At 56.0% G+C, this 22,258-nt stretch carries 21 protein-coding genes; 17 read left to right on the forward strand and 4 right to left on the reverse strand.

All coding sequences use genetic code 11. The annotated features are described in order from the left end of the window. Positions 1-76 precede the first annotated feature (76 nt). The 6 genes from C7476_RS00605 to C7476_RS00630 all read left to right on the forward strand — a co-directional run bounded on the left by C7476_RS00605 (position 77) and on the right by C7476_RS00630 (position 5,854). Entirely contained in the window at positions 77-490 is a 414-nt protein-coding gene (locus C7476_RS00605; RefSeq protein ID WP_112526604.1) for a helix-turn-helix domain-containing protein, read from the forward strand. A gap of 181 nt (positions 491-671) precedes the next feature. Continuing rightward, positions 672-1,937: a methionine adenosyltransferase gene (gene metK / locus C7476_RS00610; protein WP_114427987.1), complete on the forward strand. Its 1,266-nt coding sequence runs from the start codon at positions 672-674 to the stop codon at positions 1,935-1,937. Between the two features lie 17 nt (positions 1,938-1,954). After that, positions 1,955-2,653: a tRNA (guanine(46)-N(7))-methyltransferase TrmB gene (gene trmB / locus C7476_RS00615; protein ID WP_114427988.1), complete on the forward strand. Its 699-nt coding sequence runs from the start codon at positions 1,955-1,957 to the stop codon at positions 2,651-2,653. Positions 2,654-2,897: 244 nt separating this feature from the next. Next, positions 2,898-3,848: a Bug family tripartite tricarboxylate transporter substrate binding protein gene (locus tag C7476_RS00620; RefSeq protein ID WP_114427989.1), complete on the forward strand. Its 951-nt coding sequence runs from the start codon at positions 2,898-2,900 to the stop codon at positions 3,846-3,848. Continuing rightward, a complete protein-coding gene (locus tag C7476_RS00625) occupies positions 3,845-4,327 on the forward strand; it encodes a tripartite tricarboxylate transporter TctB family protein (protein WP_114427990.1) in 483 nt (160 codons plus the stop codon). The genes C7476_RS00620 and C7476_RS00625 overlap by 4 nt, the downstream gene beginning before the upstream one ends. A 9-nt stretch (positions 4,328-4,336) precedes the next feature. Continuing rightward, entirely contained in the window at positions 4,337-5,854 is a 1,518-nt protein-coding gene (locus tag C7476_RS00630) for a tripartite tricarboxylate transporter permease (protein ID WP_114427991.1), read from the forward strand. Positions 5,855-5,883: 29 nt separating this feature from the next. Here the strand turns inward: C7476_RS00630 and C7476_RS28010 are convergent, their stop codons facing one another. Further along, positions 5,884-6,048: a hypothetical protein gene (locus C7476_RS28010; protein WP_181872304.1), complete on the reverse strand. Its 165-nt coding sequence runs from the start codon at positions 6,046-6,048 to the stop codon at positions 5,884-5,886. Between the two features lie 268 nt (positions 6,049-6,316). On the opposite strand from C7476_RS28010, the gene rimP reads away from it, so the two are divergent. The 9 genes from rimP (at position 6,317) to C7476_RS00675 (ending at position 17,491) form a co-directional block, all read left to right on the forward strand. Continuing rightward, the gene (rimP, locus tag C7476_RS00635; RefSeq protein ID WP_114427992.1) at positions 6,317-6,985 is read left to right on the forward strand and encodes a ribosome maturation factor RimP; all 669 of its coding nucleotides are present in this window, start codon (positions 6,317-6,319) and stop codon (positions 6,983-6,985) included. Positions 6,986-7,049: 64 nt separating this feature from the next. Further along, complete coding sequence (gene nusA / locus C7476_RS00640; RefSeq protein WP_114427993.1) at positions 7,050-8,651, forward strand: transcription termination factor NusA; 1,602 nt, start codon at positions 7,050-7,052, stop codon at positions 8,649-8,651. 17 nt (positions 8,652-8,668) lie between these two features. Beyond that, positions 8,669-9,322, forward strand: a complete 654-nt coding sequence (locus tag C7476_RS00645; RefSeq protein ID WP_114427994.1) for an RNA-binding protein — start codon at positions 8,669-8,671, stop codon at positions 9,320-9,322. Then, positions 9,319-12,042, forward strand: coding sequence for a translation initiation factor IF-2 (gene infB, locus C7476_RS00650; RefSeq protein WP_114427995.1), 2,724 nt, complete (start codon positions 9,319-9,321; stop codon positions 12,040-12,042). The genes C7476_RS00645 and infB overlap by 4 nt, the downstream gene beginning before the upstream one ends. Before the next feature lie 96 nt (positions 12,043-12,138). Next, positions 12,139-12,600 carry a 30S ribosome-binding factor RbfA gene (gene rbfA, locus C7476_RS00655; RefSeq protein ID WP_114427996.1) on the forward strand — a complete coding sequence of 154 codons (462 nt, stop codon included), beginning with the start codon at positions 12,139-12,141 and terminating at the stop codon, positions 12,598-12,600. A 1-nt stretch (position 12,601) separates the two neighbouring features. Beyond that, positions 12,602-13,573, forward strand: coding sequence for a tRNA pseudouridine(55) synthase TruB (gene truB, locus C7476_RS00660; protein WP_114427997.1), 972 nt, complete (start codon positions 12,602-12,604; stop codon positions 13,571-13,573). A 137-nt stretch (positions 13,574-13,710) separates the two neighbouring features. Next, positions 13,711-13,995 (forward strand): 30S ribosomal protein S15, encoded by a 285-nt coding sequence (gene rpsO / locus C7476_RS00665; protein WP_425373926.1) that lies wholly within the window; start codon positions 13,711-13,713, stop codon positions 13,993-13,995. A 256-nt stretch (positions 13,996-14,251) separates the two neighbouring features. Beyond that, the gene (pnp, locus tag C7476_RS00670) at positions 14,252-16,393 is read left to right on the forward strand and encodes a polyribonucleotide nucleotidyltransferase (RefSeq protein WP_112526584.1); all 2,142 of its coding nucleotides are present in this window, start codon (positions 14,252-14,254) and stop codon (positions 16,391-16,393) included. A gap of 81 nt (positions 16,394-16,474) precedes the next feature. Then, on the forward strand, positions 16,475-17,491 hold the full coding sequence (locus C7476_RS00675; protein WP_114427998.1) for a class I SAM-dependent methyltransferase: 1,017 nt from the start codon (positions 16,475-16,477) through the stop codon (positions 17,489-17,491). 149 nt (positions 17,492-17,640) lie between these two features. On the opposite strand, the gene fabI is transcribed toward C7476_RS00675, so the two are convergent. Genes fabI through fabA form a run of 3 tightly spaced genes read right to left on the reverse strand, consistent with a single transcriptional unit; the run spans position 17,641 to position 20,238 of the window. Next, entirely contained in the window at positions 17,641-18,456 is an 816-nt protein-coding gene (gene fabI, locus C7476_RS00680; RefSeq protein WP_114427999.1) for an enoyl-ACP reductase FabI, read from the reverse strand. A gap of 3 nt (positions 18,457-18,459) precedes the next feature. Further along, complete coding sequence (gene fabB / locus C7476_RS00685) at positions 18,460-19,686, reverse strand: beta-ketoacyl-ACP synthase I (RefSeq protein WP_114428000.1); 1,227 nt, start codon at positions 19,684-19,686, stop codon at positions 18,460-18,462. A gap of 36 nt (positions 19,687-19,722) precedes the next feature. Further along, positions 19,723-20,238, reverse strand: coding sequence for a 3-hydroxyacyl-[acyl-carrier-protein] dehydratase FabA (gene fabA, locus C7476_RS00690; RefSeq protein ID WP_008122449.1), 516 nt, complete (start codon positions 20,236-20,238; stop codon positions 19,723-19,725). 318 nt (positions 20,239-20,556) lie between these two features. Between fabA and irrA the strand changes: the two genes are divergently transcribed. Beyond that, a complete protein-coding gene (irrA, locus tag C7476_RS00695) occupies positions 20,557-20,988 on the forward strand; it encodes an iron response transcriptional regulator IrrA (protein WP_112526576.1) in 432 nt (143 codons plus the stop codon). 391 nt (positions 20,989-21,379) lie between these two features. Further along, positions 21,380-22,093 carry a DNA helicase gene (locus tag C7476_RS00700; protein WP_114428001.1) on the forward strand — a complete coding sequence of 238 codons (714 nt, stop codon included), beginning with the start codon at positions 21,380-21,382 and terminating at the stop codon, positions 22,091-22,093. Positions 22,094-22,258: the final 165 nt, after the last annotated feature.

Below are 22,258 nucleotides of genomic sequence, written 5' to 3' on the forward strand. Positions count from 1 at the left end.
TAAAGCCTTATTTGGACCGTTGATACATTGATGATAAAATTCGTTTTAAGCTTCATTTCATACGAATGAGATTTTTATGACTGATACTAATAAGAAGAGACCAAACCCAGTAGACGTACACGTGGGTGCACGCATTAGGTTGCGGCGCAACATGATTGGATTGAGCCAGGAAAAGCTTGGTGAAAGTCTTGGAATAACATTTCAGCAGATACAGAAATACGAAAAGGGCATGAACCGGGTCGGCGCCAGCCGCTTGCAGGCTATCGGGAATATTCTCAATGTTCCTGTCACATTTTTCTTTGACGACATGCCTGGCCAATCCGATAAGCCCAAGGGGTTCGAAGAGGAGAGCGAGACCACATATGTCGTCGGCTTTCTTAATAGTTCCGAGGGAATTCAGCTTGCTCGTGCATTCGCCAAAATCGGCGATGCCAAGATAAGGCGGAAAATTCTCGATCTTGTCCGTACATTGGGTCACGAAGAAGAATAATCAGCCGAAATGCGTGTTCAGAGATGAAAGCGCATTCTCACGCTTTAGAAAAAAATTCTCAAACTGCCATTTGTTTGAAAACGAAAGCAATTGACTGATCCCTTCGACCTTGGCAAAGACTACGCTGCCCAATTCAGACTTTGCTGATTGAGCATTCGTTCGCTTTCAAGAGGGGTTCCCCGTGACACGCAGTTCTTATCTTTTTACCAGTGAGTCCGTATCTGAAGGTCATCCAGACAAGGTCTGTGACCGCATTTCCGATGAAATCGTAGACATGATCTACAAAGAGGCAAAGAAAACAGGCGTTGACCCGTGGACTGTGCGCATTGCTTGCGAAACGCTGGCAACCACCAACCGCGTCGTGATCGCCGGCGAAGTGCGTGTGCCTGACACACTGCTGAAGAAAGACAAGGACGGCGTCGTGCTGAAGGATGCCAAGGGACATCCGATCATAAATCCCTCGCGCTTTCGTGCCGCTGCGCGCCGCGCCATCCGCGATATCGGTTATGAGCAGGATGGGTTCAACTGGAAGACGGCAAAGATAGAAGTGCTCCTGCACCCGCAATCCGCTGATATTGCACAGGGCGTCGATAATGCGGCCGACCGCCAGGGCGAAGAAGGTGCTGGTGATCAAGGGATCATGTTCGGCTATGCCTGCCGCGAGACACCGGACCTGATGCCAGCTCCGATCTATTATTCCCACAAAATTTTAGAACTTCTGGCTGGTGCTCGCCACAAGGGCGAGGGCGAAGCTGGCAAGCTCGGACCGGATGCCAAGAGCCAGGTTACCGTACGATATGTGGACGGCGTTGCAGCCGAAGCTACGCAGATCGTGCTTTCGACGCAGCATATGGATGCGAGCTGGGATTCCAAGAAGGTTCGCAAGGTCGTTGAGCCGTATATCCGCGAAGCGATGGGCGATCTGAAGATCGCGGACGATTGTGTCTGGTACATCAATCCTACCGGCAAGTTCGTTATCGGCGGGCCCGATGGGGATGCTGGTCTGACGGGCCGCAAGATTATCGTCGACACGTATGGTGGTGCAGCGCCTCATGGGGGTGGTGCATTCTCAGGCAAGGATACGACCAAGGTCGATCGTTCCGCCGCTTACGCTGCCCGCTACCTTGCGAAGAACGTCGTTGCCGCCGGGTTTGCCGATCGCTGCACGATCCAGCTCTCCTATGCGATTGGCGTTGCCCAGCCGCTGTCGGTATATGTTGATCTGCACGGAACTGGCAGCGTGAATGAGGATCAGGTGGAAGCCGCGCTGCGCAAGGTCATGGACCTTTCGCCATCTGGCATCCGCAAGCATCTCGATCTAAACAAGCCGATCTATGCCAAGACGTCCGCCTATGGCCATTTTGGCCGCAAGCCCGGTCGCGATGGCTCTTTCTCCTGGGAGAAGACCGATCTGGCCAAGCAGTTGAAGTCTGCTCTGGCCGCTTGAGCGGCCATTGCAATCCCATGACTGAGGCACGGCGCGAGCGTTCAACTGAGGCTTTCTTCGGTAGAAGAAGCGGTAAAGCGCTGCGTCCTTTGCAGCGCTCCATCCGCGATGAGCTCTTGCCACTGCTCAAGCTTGACATTGGTGCGCGAGCACCCGGCGACCTCCGCAGTTTGTTTTCTGCGGAGGTTGAAACAGTCCGAATGGAAATTGGCTTTGGCGGCGGCGAACACCTGTTGCATGAGGCGCGGCGTTGTCCGCAATCCGGATTCATCGGCGTGGAACCGTTCATCAACAGCATGGCGAAACTCGTCGTCGATCTCCATGAAGATCCAATACTGAATATTCGGCTCTATGATGATGATGCAACACAGGTCCTTGACTGGTTGCCAGACAACTCCTTGGACGGAATTGATCTGTTCTATCCCGATCCTTGGCCGAAGAAGAAGCACTGGAAACGCCGCTTTGTCAGTCAAAAGAATCTCGACCGTTTTGCTCGCGTACTGAAGTCCGGAAGTCGCTTCCGGTTTGCTTCCGACATCGACACTTATGTAAACTGGACACTGCAACATTGCCACGCGCACGGGCAATTTGAGTGGCAGGCGGAGACTGCCGCCGACTGGCATACGCCTTATGAAGCGTGGCCAGGCACTCGTTACGAACAGAAGGCCCATCGCGAAGGCCGTATCGGTGCTTACCTGACCTTTTTGCGCCTGTAGGTCGCGACCTAATATCAATCTGCGATGCGATCGCGGTTAATTCGTCATTTCACGTGACAGCTTCCTGACAGTTTCCTAGTATCATTTTAAGGATGAGGAGACCGCTGGGAGGCTGTCCGTATATCAAAGTTGTCGAACCAAGGATTGGTATCTGCCATCCGGTTTAACACGCGTCGGCATCTTCCCGTTTTCTTCAGTGTTTAAAAAACAGGCGGCCGACGGCCGTCATGGGAGGACTTCCAGAATGCATAAGATATTGCTTGCTTTTGCGGCCGCCGGGACGATCATTTTGTCCGGCCAGGCCATTGCCGCCGACTATAAAATCATGGCACCAGCAGCGCCAGGCGGCGGTTGGGATCAGACTGCTCGCACGATCCAGAGTTCACTGCAGGACGAGAAGATTTCCGGCAGCGTTCAGGTTGTGAACGTTCCCGGTGCGGGCGGTACTATTGGCTTGGCGCAATTCGCCAACTCGGCCAAGGGCGATCCTTCGCAGCTCATGGTTGGCGGCTATGTCATGGTGGGCGCCATTTTGACCAACGCATCGCCAGTAACGCTGGAACAGGTTACACCGATCGCTCGTCTGACAGGTGAGTTCGAGGCTGTCGTTGTACCGGCGGCGTCGCCGATCAAGACGATGGCTGAACTGGTCGAAAAGCTGAAGGCTGACCCTGGAGCGGTTTCCTGGGCAGGTGGCTCGGCCGGCGGCACTGATCAGATCACTGCTGGCCTGATTGCAAAGGCTGTTGGTGTCGATCCAACGAAGATCAATTACGTTGCCTTCTCCGGTGGTGGTGAAGCTCTGGCTGCACTCCTTGGCGGTCAGGTTACGGTTGGCATTTCCGGTTACGGCGAATTCGAATCGCAGATTAAGTCCGGCGCGCTGCGCATCATTGGTATTTCCAGCGATGCAAAGGTTGAAGGCATTGATGCGCCGACCTTCAAGGAAGGTGGTGTGGATGTCGCCATACAGAATTGGCGTATGATCGCAGCCCCTCCCGGTATCACACCGGAACAGGAAGCGGCGATCAGTGCAGACGTCGAAAAACTGGTAAAGTCAAAGACCTGGCAGGAACAGCTCAAAGCCAAGGGCTGGGCCGATACTTATCTTGCCGGTGACGCGTTCAAGGCTCAATTGAAAAAGGATACCGAAGCAACAGCAGCTATTCTGAAAGATATTGGCCTCGTGAAATGACCCAAGAGACACCGAGTTCCGAAGCGCGCCGCCCTGATCGGGCGGCGCTGGCAATTGCCGCCGGTATCGCAATTGTTGCTGCGATCATCGCCTATAGTACGGCCACCGCCGTTGGCGGCAGCGCGACACGCATCGGTCCGGCAGTGTTTCCTTATGCGATTGCCGGCGGTCTTTTCATACTTGCGATTTGGACTGCGTTCGAGGCCATGCGCGGTGATTTTCCCGAACGCGAGGAACAGCGGATCCAGCCTGTTGTCTGGATCGTGGGTGGTCTCGTCGCCCAGATGCTGCTTTTGCATATAACGGGCTTTGCCATTGCGACAGGACTGCTTTTCGCCGCTACTGCGCGCGGATTCGGCAAGGGGCCGCTCTGGATGACGGTTCCCATCGGTATTGTTTTGTCATTTATAATCTGGGTCATTTTTGCCAAGGGACTGGAGTTGTCCCTCCCGGCTGGACCGCTTGAACGTCTCATTTAAGGACTGGCTATGGATAGTTTTGCCCTATTAGCACATGGTTTTGCCGTCGCATTCCAGCCGTTCAATCTACTTTATGCACTCATCGGCGTAACATTGGGTACTGCCGTTGGCGTTCTGCCCGGCATTGGACCAGCGCTTACGGTCGCTTTGTTGCTGCCGGTTACTTATAAGCTGGATCCTGCAGGTTCGCTCATTATGTTTGCCGGCATCTACTATGGCGGCATGTATGGCGGGTCGACCACATCGATTCTTTTGAACACGCCAGGGGAGAGCGCATCGATCGTCACTGCGCTCGAAGGCAACAAGATGGCACGTGCCGGGCGAGGTGGTCCCGCCCTGGCGACCGCCGCGATCGGCTCCTTCGTGGCGGGGTTGATTGCGACAATGGCGCTGGCGCTGATTGCTCCCACTATCGTCAAATTTGCGCTTTCCTTTGGCGCGCCAGAATATTTTGCCCTGATGATGTTGGCCTTCATGACCGTATCGGCCGCTTTTGGCGATTCAACCTTGCGTGGATTGACTGCACTATTCATTGGCCTCGCGCTTGGTTTGATAGGAGCCGACGGTCTGTCGGGACAGGTGCGCCTGGGCTTCGGCATCCCCGATCTGACCGATGGCGTCGAGATTACAACGCTTGCCGTTGCCTTGTTTGCGATTGGTGAAACATTGAGTGTCGCTGCATCGAAAAGCACGGGCGAAGGAAAAATTGAGCCCGTCAAAGGGTCGGTCTGGATGAATAGGGAAGATTGGTCACGCTCCTGGAAACCTTGGCTTCGAGGGACATTCATCGGTTTCCCGATCGGCGCGATGCCGGCGGGCGGTGCCGAGATTGGTACATTTCTGTCTTATTCGGTGGAGAAGCAGCTTTCGAAAAAGCCAGAAGAATTCGGCCATGGCGCCATCGAAGGCGTCGCCGGTCCCGAGGCGGCCAACAATGCATCGGCCGCAGGCACACTTGTTCCCCTGCTGACACTTGGACTTCCGACCAGCGCCACTGCAGCCATCATGCTGGCAGGATTTCAGCAGTTCGGTTTGCAGCCCGGTCCGCTGTTGTTTGCAACCAATCCGCAGCTGGTCTGGGGTTTGATCGCCAGCCTGCTCGTAGCAAATTTCATGTTGCTGGTCCTGAATTTGCCGCTGGTCGGATTATGGGTCCGGTTGCTATCGATCCCAAGGCATTGGCTCTATGCCGGTATCCTGGTCTTTGCGACACTCGGAACCATTGGCGCCAATCCCTCGACATTCGAGTTAGGAATGTTGCTGCTGTTTGGCCTGCTCGGCTATTTCCTGCGGCTTTTTGGCTATCCGATTGCGCCGGTTGTTGTGGGTCTCATTCTCGGACCCATGGCGGAGATACATTTCCGCCGCGCACTGCAGATCAGTCAGGGTGATTTCACCGTCTTTGTCGGCTCGCCGATCTCGGTGATATTGCTGTTGCTTGCAGTATGCGCAGTTGTCGTCCCGCTTATCCTGCGGGCGCGAGGCAAGGGTAAAGTCCTTGCCGCCCTCGCGGCGAACGAGGATTGAGAAGGTCTGGCTACGCCGTCTGCCGGAGATTAGCGCCGGTAGATGGATTTGAACTGTACTGGATCGATACCGAGCGCACGCAGGTCAGACGCGACGGGCTGGTGGCCAAGTCGAGTAGCTTCGGCGACAGCAACAGCGCTTCCGAATGCGCGGAAGAAGTTACCGATCTTTGAAAGCTGTTGAGTTTTGGACATTTTTTCATCCTTTAGTCTATATTGCACTGCAGCATAGATAGGATGAATGAGTTGATAAATTTAGGTCCAACAATGCAGGGCAGCCATGCGAAAACGCATGACGAGATTAGCGTCTGTAAACAACTCAGCAGAAAATCACCTCTGCGCTTGAAACTCGCGCACCATTTCGGTATATAAGCGTCATATTCTTGGTCGATAGAACAGGAGTGGGTCCAGACCGGTCCCGCTCTTTTTTGTTTCTTAAGGCCGAAACAGGGAAAATCTTTGCGTGACAGACGACGCTAATACGAAACAGGAAACGACCCCGATAGAGGGTGCGGACGAGCGGATCATTACTGAAACGGGTATCGACGCCCGCGTTGCCGGTATCATTGAACCGGTGCTGCAGTCCATCGGCTTTCGGTTGGTACGCGCCCGGCTTTCCGGTCTCAATGGCTTGACGCTGCAGATCATGGCGGAGCGCCACGACGGTACGATGACCGTGGAAGATTGTGAACTCGTCAGTCGAACATTGTCACCGGTGCTTGATGTCGAGGATCCAATCGACCGGAACTATCATCTCGAAGTCTCGTCACCGGGTATTGACCGGCCGTTGGTACGCAAATCAGATTTTACCAAATGGATCGGCCATATCGCCAAGATCGATACATCGGCCGTTCACGAAGGACGCAAAAAGTTTCGCGGCCGCATAGCCGAGGTTTCCGTCGAAGGTGTCACGGTCGAGAGCGACCAGGCAAGCTATGGCGACAAACCAGTCGTGGAGGTCCCGTTCGAGCTGATTTCGGATGCACGGCTTGTCCTGACAGACGACCTCATTCGTGATGCGCTGCGCCGCGACAAGGATTTGCGCGAAGGCCGGATCCCGGAAGATAGCACTGGCCAGGCAGACGAGGCGGAAGCTTCGACGGCCGGGCAGGAAGAGATAAAACAGGATTGATATTTCATACGCCCGCAGAAGCAATGCGGCGATGAACCCCAAGGGGAACTTCAAGGAGAAGAACATGGCAGTCAGTGCAAACAGGCTAGAACTTCTGCAGATCGCCGATGCGGTGGCGCGCGAGAAGTCGATTGACCGCGAGATCGTGATTGCGGCGATGGCCGATGCCATTCAGAAAGCCGCGCGCTCGCGTTATGGCCAGGAAACCAATATCCGGGCTGATATCAACGCCAAGACCGGTGAGATCAAGCTTCAGCGCCTGCTTGAGGTGGTCGAGGACGTCGAGGATCCTGTCACCCAGATCAGCATGGAAGCTGCGCGGGATCGCAATCCAGACGCGCAGCCCGGCGATTTCCTTGCCGACCAGCTGCCACCGATGGATTTTGGCCGTATCGCTGCGCAATCTGCCAAGCAGGTCATCGTTCAGAAGGTGCGCGAAGCCGAGCGTGACCGCCAGTACGACGAATATAAGGATCGCGTTGGCGAAATCATCAATGGCAGTGTCAAGCGCGTGGAATATGGCAACGTGATCGTCGACCTCGGGCGTGGCGAAGCCATTGTCCGCCGCGACGAGCTGATTCCTCGCGAAACTTTCCGTTATGGCGATCGTGTTCGCGCTTATGTTTACGATGTGCGCCGCGAACAGCGTGGTCCGCAGATTTTCCTGAGTCGCACTCATCCGCAGTTCATGGCAAAGCTTTTTACCATGGAAGTGCCGGAAATTTATGATGGCATCATCGAGATCAAGTCGGTAGCCCGTGATCCGGGGTCGCGCGCCAAGATCGCGGTCATCTCCCGTGATTCTTCGATCGACCCGGTCGGCGCCTGCGTCGGTATGCGCGGTTCACGCGTTCAGGCGGTTGTCGGTGAACTCCAAGGCGAAAAGATCGATATTATTCCATGGTCGCCTGAGCCCGCTTCGTTCATCGTCAATGCGCTGCAGCCGGCGGAAGTTTCAAAAGTTGTTCTCGATGAAGACGCCGAACGTATTGAAGTTGTGGTCCCGGATGACCAACTATCACTTGCAATCGGTCGTCGTGGGCAAAATGTGCGTCTGGCTTCGCAGTTGACTGGCTGGGATATCGATATCCTCACCGAGCAGGAAGAATCCGAGCGCCGCCAGAAGGAATTCGTCGAACGCTCGAACCTCTTCATGGAAGCGCTTGATGTCGACGAGATGGTCGGCCAGGTCCTTGCCTCCGAAGGTTTTGCCAGCGTCGAGGAAATCGCGTATGTGGATGCCGATGACATTTCCTCCATCGATGGTTTCGATGAGGATACGGCAACGGAAATTCAGCAGCGCGCCCAGGAATATCTTGGCCGTATTGAAGAAGAACGCGACGCCCGCCGTAAGGAATTGGGTGTTGCGGACGAGCTTCGTGACCTGCCAGGCATGACCAACGCTATTCTCGTTGCTGTCGGTGAAGATGGCGTCAAGACGATCGAGGACTTCGCTGGCTACGCAGTCGACGAACTGACCGGCTGGCGTGAACGCAAGGATGGTGAGACAATCAACTATCCAGGCATTCTGTCGTCGTTCGAAGTCAGCCGTGCCGACGCGGAACAGATGGTTCTTGCTGCACGTCTGAAAGCTGGATGGATCACGGAAGACGATCTTGCTGCTGCCGAAGCTGAACCAACGGCGGAAGAAGAGGTCGCTGGCTGATTTCGAGCGATCCAGACGTGGAACCGGAAATGAACGACAGAACGTGCATTGTCACGCGGACAAGCGGTTCTGTCGATGACATGATCCGGTTTGTCGCTGGTCCAGACGGTACGGTTGTGGCTGATCTGAAGCGCAATCTGCCCGGCCGGGGCTGTTGGGTTAAAGCCCAGCGGCGATATATCGATGAGGCGGTCAAGCGAAAGCTTTTTCCGCGCGGATTGAAGAGCAGTGTCACGGCTCCCGATAATTTGGGACAGGCAGTAGACCAGATGCTCGCAAAATCGGCGTTGGGCAGTTTTGGGTTGGCGCGGAAGGCTGGGGTTGTGGTAACAGGGGCCGCAAAAGTGGATATTGCCATCCGCAACGGCACCGCTGCACTCGTGCTTCATGCCTTTGAAGCGGCCGAAGATGGTGTCCGCAAACTTGACCAGGCCCGCCGTTCGGTTGTTTATGCGGGCGGACCTGAAATACCCGCCCTTTCATTGTTCGAAAGCAGTGAAATGGATTTGGCATTGGGTGGGGTAAATGTGATACATGCTGCCGTACTCAAGGGGAAGGCAGCTGCCGGGTTCATAAAACGAGCCTGGCTTCTACAGCATTTTCGCGATGGCCCCACGGATGTGGCCGACGCTAAAGCGGCGACTGTCGCGAAGGAAACGGAAACGGAATGAGCGATACAAAATCGACAGACGACAAGACGCTAGGCGTCAATAAGAAGACCCTGACCCTGAAGCGGCCTGGCGTTGAACAGAGCACCGTGCGTCAGAACTTCAGCCATGGGCGTACGAAGTCTGTTGTCGTTGAAACAAAGAAGCGCAAGTTCAGCCTCCCGGATCAGAAGCCGGAGGTTGCGCCTCCTGTTGCTGCGACTCCAGCGCCCACGCCTGCAGCCGCGCCCGCGCGCCCTGCGCCCCAGCCGGCTGCACCGCAGCCAAGTGCTGCTGCACCGGCGTCGCGTCCGGCTGCTCCAGCCGCGTCGGCACCAGCGCCCCAGACAAGTGCGCGTTCCGCTGCGCCTGCCCAGCAGCGCCCCGCCCAACAGCCTTATCGTCCTTCCGGTCAGCGCCCGAACGATCGTTCCGGTATGGTGCTTAACACGCTGTCCACAGCCGAGCTCGAAGCGCGCCGCAAGGCGCTTGAAGGTTCCAAGGCCCGTGATGCGGAAGATCGCGCCAAGGCAGCGATCGAGGCTGCCCGCCGTGCTGAGGACGACGCACTGCGTGCTCAGGAACGTGAAGCATCTGCCCGCCGCCAGGCCGAGGAAGAAGAGCGCCTACGCAAAGAGGCCGAGGCCAAGCAGCGTGCGGAAGAAGAATCCCGCAAGCGCCAGCCTGCCGAGTTGAAGACAGCCGACGACGCAACATTGAAGGCAGCGGCGCGCAAACCGAATGCTGCCGAAGAAGACGACGATCGTCGTGGTCCTGCTGGCGCCCGCCGTGGCACCAGTGCTGCTCCGGCCAAACCGGAAGTCCGGGCGCCAAAGGTCGTCAAGGGCGAAGATGAACGCCGCCGCGGCAAGCTGACCTTGGGCACTGCGCTCAATGATGAAAGTCGCAGCCGTTCGCTATCTGCCATGCGCCGCCGCCAGGAAAAATTCAAACGCGGCATGCAGCAGGAGACCCGTGAGAAGATCGCGCGTGAAGTCATCCTGCCAGAGACGATCACGATCCAGGAACTCGCCCAGCGCATGGCCGAACGTTCCGTCGACGTCATCAAATTCCTGATGAAGGAAGGCCAGATGATGAAGCCGGGCGATCTGATCGACGCCGATACGGCTCAGTTGATTGCCGAAGAATTTGGCCACACGGTCCGCCGTGTTGCCGAGTCTGACGTTGAAGAAGGTATCTTCAATGTGCAGGACGACACGGCTTCGTTCGTGTCACGTCCGCCAGTTGTCACCATCATGGGTCACGTCGACCACGGCAAGACCTCGCTGCTCGATGCGATCCGCAAGGCAAATGTCGTTTCCGGTGAAGCTGGCGGCATTACCCAGCACATTGGTGCCTATCAGGTTGAGCAGAACGGCCAGAAGATCACGTTCATCGATACGCCGGGCCACGCGGCCTTTACAGCCATGCGTGCCCGCGGTGCACAGGCAACCGATATCGCCATTCTGGTCGTTGCTGCCGATGACAGCGTCATGCCGCAGACGATCGAGTCGATCAACCATGCCAAGGCTGCCGGTGTTCCGATCATCGTAGCGATCAACAAGATCGACAAGCCATCTGCTGATCCGCAGAAGGTCCGCAACGGTCTTTTGCAGCATGAAGTGTTCGTGGAATCCATGGGCGGTGAAACGCTGGACGTTGAAGTTTCGGCCAAGACCGGTGCCGGCCTCGACAAGCTACTGGAAACGATCCTGCTGCAGGCGGAAGTTCTCGACCTTAAAGCCGATCCTACCCGGACTGCCGAAGGTGTCGTGATCGAAGCCAAGCTTGATCGTGGCCGCGGTTCGGTTGCTACCGTACTGGTGCAGAAGGGCACTCTCAGGCCGGGCGATATCATCGTCGCAGGCAGTGAGTGGGGCCGCGTTCGCGCGCTCGTCAATGACCGCGGTGAAAATCTCAAGGATGCCGGACCGGCAATGCCGGTCGAGGTTCTTGGTCTAGGCGGACCACCGCAGGCCGGTGATCGCTTTGCAGTCGTTGAAAGCGAAGCCAAGGCGCGTGAGATTTCTGAATACCGTACACGTCTTGCCCGTGAAAAGGCTGTGGCACGTCAGGCTGGTTCCCGCGGTTCGCTCGAACAGATGATGAGCCAGTTGCAAGTAACCGGGCTGAAGGAATTTCCGCTTCTCATCAAGGGCGACGTACAAGGCTCGATCGAAGCCATTGCCGGTGCCCTGGATAAGCTTGGAACCGACGAAGTGCGTGCGCGCATCATCCACTCGGGTGCTGGCGGCATCACCGAGAGCGATATCGCCCTCGCCGAGGCCTCGAACGCGGCAATCATCGGCTTCAACGTGCGTGCCAACAAACAGGCCCGTGATCTGGCCGAGCGTGAAGGCATCGAAATACGCTACTACAACATCATCTACGATCTCGTTGATGATGTGAAAGCAGCGATGTCGGGTCTTCTTTCGCCAGAGCGCCGCGAAACCTTCATCGGCAATGCGGAAATTCTGGAAGTCTTCAACATCACCAAGGTTGGCAAGGTCGCTGGCTGCCGTGTCACGGAAGGCAAGGTCGAACGTGGTGCGGGCGTCCGTCTTATCCGCGATAACGTCGTCATCCATGAAGGCAAGCTCAAGACGCTCAAGCGCTTCAAGGACGAAGTTACCGAAGTCCCGGCCGGCCAGGAGTGCGGTATGGCGTTCGAGAATTACGACGATATGCGCGCAGGCGACACGATCGAAGCTTTCCGCGTCGAACACGTGACCCGCACGCTCTAAGGAGCAGCGACCAAATCACTGAGGATAGGATCGCCGGAATGAAAAGCCGGCGATCCGTTGTTTATTGGGATGCGAATTTTTGGGATACAATAATTAATGGCTCGTTTTGCTACAGGATCAGGCCCTTCTCAACGCCAGCTGCGCGTCAGTGAGCAAGTGCGCCATGCGGTTTCGCAAGTGCTTGCGCGTGGCGATGTCCGCGACGACACGCTGGAAAATGCGGTAATTGCCATTTCCGAAGTCCGCATGTCGCCAGATTTGAAGATAGCGACATGTTTTGTGTCACCAGTCGGTGCCGTCGACAGCGAAGGCGTCATCAGCGCCCTTAACAAGAATGCCAAGTTCATTCGCGGCCGGGCCGCATCTCATCTCAAGCAGATGAAATATATGCCGGAATTCCGGTTCCGTATCGACACAAGCTTCGACAATTACGCCAAGATTGACGCTCTCTTGCGCAAGCCGGAAGTCACTCGCGACCTCGTCGACGATGAGGATGACGACGGTGGTGATCCCAATCCGGGCGACGTGCCGGGTCACGACGGCGACGGTAACGATTGAGATGACACGGCAACGCAAGAAAAAGGGCCGCCCGGTTTCCGGTTGGCTGATCTTCGACAAACCGAAAGGCATGGGATCCACCGAGGCCGTCTCCAAGATCAAATGGTTGTTCAAGGCCGAGAAAGCTGGTCATGCGGGCACGCTGGACCCTCTGGCATCCGGCATGCTGCCGATTGCTCTGGGTGAGGCGACAAAGACGGTTCCCTATGTCATGGACGGAACAAAGATCTATCGTTTTACAGTGACCTGGGGTGCTGAACGCTCCACGGACGATCTCGAGGGCGAGGTGACTTTGACCTCGGACATGCGTCCCGACGAAGCCGCCATCAAAGCACTGCTGCCGAAATACATCGGCATCATCCAACAAACGCCACCCAAATTCTCGGCCATCAAAATCGCCGGCGAACGGGCCTACGATCTCGCCCGCGGCGGCGAAGAGGTTGAGATACCTTCTCGCGAAGTGGAAATTGGCAGGCTGGAACTGATCGAGCAGACCGATGCATCGACGGCGATCTTCGAAGTCGAATGCGGCAAGGGCACCTACGTGCGGTCTGTCGCACGTGACATGGGCCGTGATCTTGGTTGCTATGGCCACATTTCCGACTTGCGCCGCATTGAGGTTGCACCCTTCGAGGAGTCCGATTTCGTCACACTCGCGGAGTTGGAAGCTGCCCACCCTCCTGTCCCGACGGAGGAAGAGGGTGAGGATCGATCTTATGAGCGGCTGGCCGAGCGCTTCTCGGTGATGGATGCGTTCCTGATCGATACGGGCGCAGCTTTGGAAAGCCTGCCGCAGGTTGCAGTCTCTGATGATCAGGCGCATCGCATTCGCATGGGCAATCCTGTGATACTGCGCGGACGCGATGCACCTGTCGAAGCCGAAGAAGCCTGTGTGACTGCCAAGGGCAAGCTTTTGGCCATCGGCTTTATTGAGAAAGGCCAGTTCCAACCGAAGCGCGTGTTCACGGCCTGAAATGGGCAGAATCATTTGCGGCTGGTAATTTGTCACATTTTCGACTATACGGCCCGCAGCGATCAGCATTTGCTATCGCTTTAACCGGCCCCCGCTGGACGACATCCCGGCCGTGGGCATCCTGTTTTCCTCTTCAAATGAAAGGATATACGATGTCGATAACCGCTGAACGCAAGCAGGCAGTGATCACTGAATATGCAACGAAGCCAGGCGATACCGGTTCTCCGGAAGTCCAGGTTGCCGTTCTGACAGAGCGCATTGTCAATTTGACCGAACATTTCAAGGACCACAAGAAGGATAACCATTCCCGCCGTGGTCTGCTCAAGCTTGTCTCGACGCGCCGCAGCCTTCTTGATTATCTCAAGAAAGTTGATCAGGGCCGTTACCAGACGCTGATCGAAAAGCTCGGCCTGCGCCGCTAATACGGAATGAACCGGCGGTAGCGTTTGACGCTCCGCCGGTTTCTTTCATCTCCATAGGAGGCGGTCATTTCGGATGAAATGACAGGGAACCTTCGATGGGAATGAATTCTACCATGAGACAGGTCATGGGGCAGGATTGCTGGCAACTCGAGTCACGAGTTGCAAATTGTCTTGCCCGTGATTGGTCTAAATCGAAACGGGAGATCGATGCTGCTATCCAGAGGGAAGCGCGTCTTTCTCCACTGAAGGACAAGATATGTTTAATCAACACAAAGTTGAAATCGAATGGGGCGGACGTCCGCTCATTCTCGAAACCGGCAAGATCGCCCGTCAGGCTGACGGCGCCGTTCTCGCCACCTACGGCGAAACGGTCGTACTCGCGACAGTCGTTTCGGCCAAGGCCCCGAAGGCTGGTCAGGACTTCTTCCCTCTGACGGTAAACTATCAGGAAAAGACCTACGCCGCCGGTAAAATTCCTGGTGGTTACTTCAAACGTGAAGGCCGTCCGAGCGAAAACGAAACATTGGTTTCGCGTTTGATCGACCGCCCGATCCGCCCGCTTTTTGCTGATGGCTACAAGAACGATACACAGGTCGTTCTGACCGTTATCCAGCACGATCTTGAGAACAACCCCGACATCGTTTCGATGATCGGTGCCTCCGCGGCCCTGACGCTTTCGGGCGTGCCTTTCATGGGCCCGATCGGCGGCGCGCGCGTCGGCTATATCGGTGGCGAATACAGACTGAACCCAACCGTTGACGAAATGCCGGAATCGAGCCTCGATCTCGTTGTTGCCGGTACAGGCGACGCGGTTCTCATGGTTGAATCGGAAGCCAAGGAATTGGCGGAAGACGTTATGCTCGGCGCCGTAATGTTCGGTCATCGCGCTTTCCAGCCAGTTATTGATGCGATCATCAAGCTCGCTGAAGTCGCTGCAAAAGAGCCGCGCGATTTCCAGACAGACGACCTTTCGGCCGCAGAAGCAGCCGTTCTGAAGGTTGTTGAGGCTGATCTCCGCGATGCCTACAAGATCACTGACAAGCAGGACCGCTACAACGCGGTCGATGCGGCGAAAGCCAAGGTCAAGGCGCATTTCTTCCCGGAAGGCGTTGAAGAACCAGAGTTTTCCGCAGAAGAAATCGCAACTGTGTTCAAGTCGGTTCAGGCGAAGATCGTTCGCTGGAACATTCTCGACACCGGCAGCCGTATCGACGGCCGCGATCTTTCGACGGTCCGTCCGATCGTTTCGGAAGTCGGCCTTCTGCCACGCACACACGGCTCGGCTCTGTTCACTCGCGGTGAAACGCAGGCTATCGTCGTTGCTACACTCGGTACCGGTGAAGACGAGCAGTATGTCGACTCGCTGACCGGCATGTACAAAGAAACCTTCATGCTTCACTACAATTTCCCGCCCTATTCGGTCGGTGAAACAGGTCGCATGGGTTCGCCCGGCCGCCGCGAAATCGGTCACGGAAAGCTTGCCTGGCGCGCTATCCATCCGGTTCTGCCTGCCAAGGAACAGTTCCCCTACACGCTCCGTACGGTCTCCGAGATCACCGAATCCAATGGTTCGTCCTCGATGGCTACGGTTTGCGGCACGTCGCTTGCCCTTATGGATGCTGGTGTTCCGCTTCTCCGTCCGGTCGCCGGTATCGCCATGGGTCTGATCCTCGAAGGCGAGAAGTTCGCTGTTCTCTCCGATATCCTCGGCGACGAAGATCATCTCGGCGACATGGATTTCAAGGTAGCCGGCTCGGAAAATGGTATCACTGCCCTGCAGATGGATATCAAGATCGACGGCATCACCGAAGAGATCATGAAGGTTGCTTTGGCGCAGGCCAAGGACGGCCGTCTGCATATCCTCGGCGAGATGGCGAAGGCCATCACCGAAGGCCGCTCGGAACTTGGTGAATTTGCACCGCGCATTGAAGTCATGAACATTCCGACCGACAAGATCCGTGACGTTATCGGTTCCGGTGGCAAGGTCATTCGCGAAATCGTCGAAAAGACCGGCGCGAAGATCAACATCGAAGATGATGGTACAGTGAAGATCGCATCGTCCTCGGCCAAGGAAATCGAGGCTGCACGCAAGTGGATCCACTCCATCGTCGCAGAGCCGGAAGTAGGCGAGATCTACGAAGGCACAGTTGTAAAGACTGCTGACTTCGGTGCGTTCGTAAACTTCTTTGGCCCACGCGACGGTCTGGTTCACATCTCGCAGCTTGCTTCGGATCGTGTTGCAAAGACTTCAGACGTGGTCAAGGAAGGCCAGAAGGTCTGGGTCAAGCTCATGGGCTTCGACGAACGCGGCAAGGTTCGCCTGTCGATGAAAGTCGTTGACCAGGAAACTGGCAAGGAAATCGTTCAGGAAAAGAAGGCTCAGGAAGACGCTGAGTAATCTTCTGAATAGGCTATAATGAAAGCGCGCCCTTGTGGCGCGCTTTTTTCTTGGCACAACATATCTATAGATGGATTCTCTATGGCCAACGGCGCCCTGCAGACGCTCTTCCTGCCTTTTGAAGATGAGATACTGGCTTTGCCAGACAAAGGCTCCGCATGGTTGTTTCTCGGTGCTGAAGTAGATCGCGATGTAGGTGATGAGTGGAAGACAAGCCTGACCTGTCTTCAACCATTCAAACCGGACTATTTGGCATTGCAGAAGGCACGTTTTAATGCTGTGCCAAGGTTACTTGGCAATGAGCAGTTTGATGGCGCGTTGATCTTGCTGGGCAAGCACAAAGGACGCAATGAGAATTGGTTGGGGCAGGCACTGAAGCACGTCAAACCCGGTGGCCAGATCGTGGTTTCCGGCGACAAGAAGCTCGGCGTCGACAGCTTCCGAAAGACGGTGGAGAGCATCGTTACGGTCGCCGACAGGCTATCAAAGCATCATGCTGTCGCCTTCTGGTTCATGCGGCCGGAAATGGTAAATAGTGAGGAAATTGAGAGACTTACGGGCGAACCGACAAAGCTCGAAGATCGCTTCACGACGGCCCCCGGCATGTTCTCGCATGCCGCCATCGACAAGGGTTCTGCCATGCTGGTCAAGCACTTCGCCGGGCGGATCAGCGGGCACGTGGCGGACTTCGGTGCGGGCTGGGGTTACCTTGCCAGCGAAGTTTTGAACCACGCGGAAAAGCTTAAATCGCTCGCCCTTTACGAAGCCGATTTCGAGGCGCTGGAAGCTGCCAAAATGAATATATCAGGGGGCGAAATCCCTGTGAGCTTTCATTGGCATGACGTGAATAGTGAAGCGATTACAGAGATTTACGATACCATCGTTATGAATCCGCCGTTCCATGCGGGGCGCAGCGCCGACCCGACGATGGGGCAGGGTTTCATTGCGGTGGCCGCCAAACGGCTCAAGCCTGGTGGCAAGCTGTTGGTCGTCGCCAACCGGCAGATGCCCTATGAGGCGGGACTGAAAGCACTGTTCAAATCGGTGCAGCTGCTTGAAGACAATGCCGGTTACAAGATCATCGAAGCTAAGAAGTAATTTCTACCTATCACAACTAAAATGCCACCCGCGGTAGCAAAAAGCATGTCAGATTCGGCATTTCTTGCATCAGTTTCGCAAGTTCTTGCGCCACTTTTGCAAAAACTTGCACAAGATTTGTTCCGGTTCCGGGGAGAACCCTGTCAGAATCACTCCTTGCTGTCGTCGGACTTTTTTAGCTCTTCCAGAGTCGGCATCGACACGATGTTGTAGCCGGAATCCACGTAGTGGATTTCACCGGTGACGCCGCTCGACAGGTCCGACAGGAGATAGAGGGCAGACCGGCCGACGTCTTCTATATCGACCGTACGGCGCAGCGGCGCGTTACGCTTCTGGTAGGAGAACATGGCGCGTGCGTCGCCGATGCCGGCGCCAGCCAACGTGCGCACAGGACCCGCAGAAATTGCATTGACGCGAATTCCTTCCGGACCGTAGTCGGCGGCGAGATAGCGGACCATCGCTTCGAGAGCGGCCTTGGCCACGCCCATCACATTGTAGTTGGGCATAACCCGGGTGGAGCCGCCATAGGTCAGCGTCAGGATGGACCCGCCGTCTGTCATGAGCTTCGCCGCGCGCTGGGCGACCTCGGTAAAGGAGTAGGCGGAGATGACCATGGTTCTCGAGAAATTATCTCGCGTCGTCACATCCGCATAGCGGCCCTTGAGCTGCGACTTATCGGAGAAGCCGATGGCATGAACGACGAAATCGATCGTACCCCATTCTTTTTCCAGCGTCTCGAAAACTGCATCGACGGTAGCGATATCCTCGACATCGCAAGGCAGCAGCAGTTTCGAGCCAAGCTGTTCAGCCAAGGGTGCGACACGCTTGCCGAAGGCTTCGCCCTGGTAGGTGAAGGCAAGCTGGGCGCCATTGTCCGCCAGTTCCTTGGCTATTCCCCAGGCAATGGAATGGCTGTTCGCGACCCCCATGATAAGGCCGCGTTTGCCCTTCATTAAATCCGCCATATTTTACCCCTCGTAACGCTGGAAGACCAGCGAAGCATTCGTGCCGCCAAATCCGAAGGAATTGGTCAGGACCGTATTCAGTTTGATGTTATCCATCCGCCGGCGCGTAATGGGCATGTCTTCGAATGCCGGATCGAGTTCTTCGATATTGGCGCTTTCCGCGATGAAATCGTGGTTCATCATCAGAAGTGAATAGATGGACTCGTGTACGCCGGTGGCGCCCTGCGAATGGCCGGTCAGTGATTTGGTCGCCGAAATAGGCGGGCACTGGTTGCCCGAACCGAAGACTTCGCGGATGGCCTCGATTTCCTTGAGATCGCCGACAGGCGTCGAGGTCGCGTGCGGGTTGATGTAGTCGACCGGACCCTTGACGTTGGCGATCGCCATACGCATGCAGCGCGCTGCGCCTTCGCCGCTCGGTGCGACCATATCGGCGCCATCCGAGGTCACGCCGTAACCGACGAGTTCGCCGTAAATCTTGGCGCCACGGGCCTTGGCATGTTCGAGTTCTTCGAGAACGAGAACGCCTGCGCCACCCGAAATGACAAAGCCATCGCGGTTCTTGTCATATGCACGTGAGGCTACCGACGGCCGGTCGTTGAATTTGGAGGACATGGCGCCCATGCCGTCGAAAAGCACGGACAAGGTCCAGTCGAGATCCTCGCAGCCGCCGGCGAACATCATGTCCTGCTTGCCGTACTGGATCATCTCATAAGCGTTGCCGACACAATGGTTGGATGTCGCGCAGGCTGACGAAATTGAATAATTGACGCCCTTGATCTTGAACCAAGTAGCCAGCGTCGCCGAGGCGGTCGAAGACATGGCTTTCGGCACGGCAAACGGGCCAACCTTCTTGCTGGAGCCGGATTCGATGGTCTTTTCGGCAGCCTCGACGATCGTGCGGGTGGAGGAGCCGCCCGAACCCATGATGATGCCGGTGCGCTCATTGGAAATGAGATCCGTATCGAGCCCGGCGTCAGCGATGGCCTGATCCATGGCGACATGGTTCCAGGCCGTGCCGCCACCGTGAAAGCGCATCGCGCGGCGGTCTACCAGCGTTGACGGATCGAGTGTGGGTGCACCATGGACCTGGCTGCGGAAACCGTGCTTCGCATATTCCTCAGCAAAGACGATGCCCGATTTCGCTGCGCGCAGCGATTCCAGCACCTCCCCTACATTGTTGCCGATAGAGGACACGATACCCATGCCCGTCACAACCACTCGCCGCATCGCGATCTCCTTAAAGGTAATACGTTGCCAAATTTGTCAGGCAGCGCTTTCCTTGAATAGGCCAACCCGCAGGTCAGTTGCTTTATAGATAGTCTCGCCATCGACCTTTAACCAGCCATCGGCGATTCCAAGCACCAGACGGCCGCGCATGACGCGTTTGAAGTCGATGCCATATTCGACAAGTTTGTTTTTCGGCGTGACCATGCCGGTGAACTTGACTTCGCCGGTGGAAAGGGCGCGGCCCTTGCCGGGCTCGCCGAGCCAGCCGAGGTAAAAGCCGGTCAATTGCCACATGGCATCGAGGCCGAGGCAGCCGGGCATTACAGGATCGCCAATGAAATGACAGGGGAAGAACCAAAGGTCGGGCTTGATATCGAATTCAGCGCGGATATAGCCCTTGCCATTCTCGCCGCCGGTTTCAGAAATCTCGGTGATACGATCGAACATCAGCATGGGCGGCGCTGGCAACTGGGCATTGCCCTGACCGAACATCTCTCCGCGGGCACAGGCAAGGAGCTCTTCATACCCGTAGCTTGATTTCTGTTCTGGCATTCTTTCTCCCATCGGTAACTTCAAGGCTTGCGCCTGGATATGTTCCGGCGCGGGCGGAACCTATCATAGTGTATTTCCGCCTGAAAACGCTGCATAGAGCAAACTACGCTCAAATGGAACCCTCGCCGGATCGAAGCCCTCTGCGAATTTAGTGCGACATGCGATTTCCAGTTGTGCCCACACTTTTCCTTAGACAAATGGTCTAAATGCTGCCTATTGATCGATTTCGCAAGACAGCATATATCAATCATGTAACACGACGGACAATGTGTCTGTGGTGGGACTTCTGATATGAGTTAACGGAGTGGCAGACGGGCCATGCATATTTCTTATGAAATTGACGCTGATGTATCCTTGCAGGAGCGCTTGCGCTTTGCAGGATTGCGGCCGACCCGTCAGCGTATCGCGCTCGCCAGCCTGATCTTTGCCAAGGGTGACAGGCACCTTTCAGCCGAAGAACTGCACGAAGAGGCGCTTGGTGCCAATGTGCCGGTTTCGCTGGCGACGGTGTACAATACACTGCATCAGTTTACCCAGGCCGGAATGCTCCGCATCCTCGCCGTTGAGGGCGCAAAGACCTATTTCGACACGAACGTTTCCGACCATCATCACTTTTTCGTCGAAGGCGAAAATGAGGTGATCGATATCCCCAGCGGCTCGACCATGGTCGGCAATTTGCCTCCGGTTCCGGAAGGCATGGAAATCGTCAACGTCGACATCATCATCCGCCTGCGCAAGAAGCGCGGCTGATCTAGACCGAAAATTCGCCAAGGCGGGCTGCAAATGGCGCTTTCCTGCGCTCCGATGCTCACGTAACCAACGTACGCTCCGCTTCGGTGCTCGCAAATTCCCATTTTCGCCACGCCCTGACGGATTTTCGGTCATGCTCTTATAGGCACGGGTGGCAACGCATCGGCTGTTGCGCCATGGGACTCGTTGTCCGAGTCGCGAGGCACAAGGCTGTCATTTGTGCTTGTCGCGAATCATGATGCCCGCTAACCTTTGCAGCATAGGCTTTGCCCGCGCCTCCTCCCTCCTTTCGGGAAGTATCGCACATACGGGGTGACATCATCATCGAACCATCGGTTCGAGCGACGCATAAGGAGGGGTTGCGTTTCTGGCTCGGAACGGAGGTCCTTTGATGAAGCTTTCTGCCCCTATCTTCCAATTGAAACGCCGCGCCAAACTACTGGTCCGGAAAAATAGTGTTCCCCTGCACGAAGCATTGGATCAAATTGCGCGTGAGGAGGGGTTTGCGAGGTGGAGCCTGCTTTCATCCCGGATCGCAGCGGGATCATTGTCGAAAACCGTATTATCCCGGCTCAATGACGGCGATCTGCTGCTGGTGGCGGGTCGCCCCGGACATGGGAAGACCACGCTTGGACTTCAGCTTTTGCTCGACGCTGCCCGAGACGGCAGAAAGGCGATATTCTTCACGCTGGAATTTACAGAGCAGCAGGCACGGAAACACATCCGCTCGTTGGATGAAGGTTATCAGGATCTTGGCGACGCTCTGGAAATCGTGACGTCGAATGAAATCAGCGCGGACTACATTATTCGCCACTTGTCGGCCTCAGACCGAGGAACAGTTGCCGTTATCGACTATCTTCAAATACTCGACCAGCAACGAAGCAAGCCAGCACTCTCTGACCAGGTTCTCGCTCTTAGGGATTTCGCCAGAAAGACCGGCGTCGTACTGGGGTTCATCTCGCAGATCGATCGGTCGTTTGATCCAGCAATCAGACCTCTGCCGGATATTCGGGACATTCGCCTGCCCAATCTTGTCGATTTGGGGCTCTTCACGAAAGCCTGCTTCCTGCACAATGGCGAGGCTCAGCTTCAGGACATAACTTAGAGCCGGTTTTGAAACTCTACTGCGGCGGTCATCTGACGCGGTTTTCTGCGCTTCCGGTGCTCACGTACTTAATGTACGCTACGCTCCGGTTCTCGAAAACCACGCCATCTGACTCGCCGCAGCGACTTTCCAAACAGGCTCTTAGCCTGCTCGCTACCGCTATCC

This window comes from Phyllobacterium bourgognense, from assembly GCF_003337575.1.
GTDB lineage: Bacteria > Pseudomonadota > Alphaproteobacteria > Rhizobiales > Rhizobiaceae > Phyllobacterium > Phyllobacterium bourgognense.